Origin of the sequence: Streptococcus oralis (assembly GCF_003943825.1) — a bacterium.
GTDB classification, from domain to species: domain Bacteria; phylum Bacillota; class Bacilli; order Lactobacillales; family Streptococcaceae; genus Streptococcus; species Streptococcus oralis_CD.
The window spans coordinates 1-650 of the sequence record NZ_RJNJ01000086.1; the positions used below are offsets into that span (position 1 = coordinate 1).

General features: G+C 38.6%; 1 pseudogene. It reads right to left on the reverse strand.

Going from position 1 to position 650, the window contains the following annotated elements:
• Positions 1–136: pseudogene (locus tag D8863_RS11125) on the reverse strand (alpha-L-fucosidase); the annotation flags it as partial.
• Positions 137–650: the final 514 nt, after the last annotated feature.

Consider the following 650-nt stretch of genomic DNA (forward strand, 5'->3'; position numbering starts at 1 on the left):
CCTCTTGCCCACTTCCCCATTCTTGGTCATAAAAGGTATTGGGGCCAAAATGGATAAAGGCAGCTAGTTCATCCTCTAAATAAGCTAGCTGGGCCTGACTTGGTAATGGCCCATGTGGTTTTATGTTCGTCATCATCTCATATCTCTTTCTCTTGTTCACAAAGTTATCCACAACTTGTGGATAAGAAAACATTCCTAAAAACTAGTCTTTTCAGACTCCAGCTCTTAGAATTGGAAATCTTCCCCCTAAACAGACCTTTGTCAAATAACTTTATACTTAGGTTTCTACTAGTTCTCTAGCGAGTTACTAATGTACGGAACTATTATCAGGATACTTCAACACCATGGATTAGATATCATTCTTCCTCAGACTTATCCACAGATTGTGAATAAACTATTGTTCCGGACTGCTCTCTCCTTGACTATAACAAAAAGCGATAGTAGCGTCAATATGACTAAGATTTCTTCCTAAATCCCCTGAAAAGATTCTATAATTTGTACAATCGTAGCTTTTGCATTCGTCAGCTAGTTAGAAGCAGCCAGTAGAAAATGACTTCTTTACCACATTGTGAGCAGCACAGCTGTGGTACTATAATACCTAACAATCTAATCATTTCTAGCAAAAAATCCCGCAGATTTGCGGGATTCTC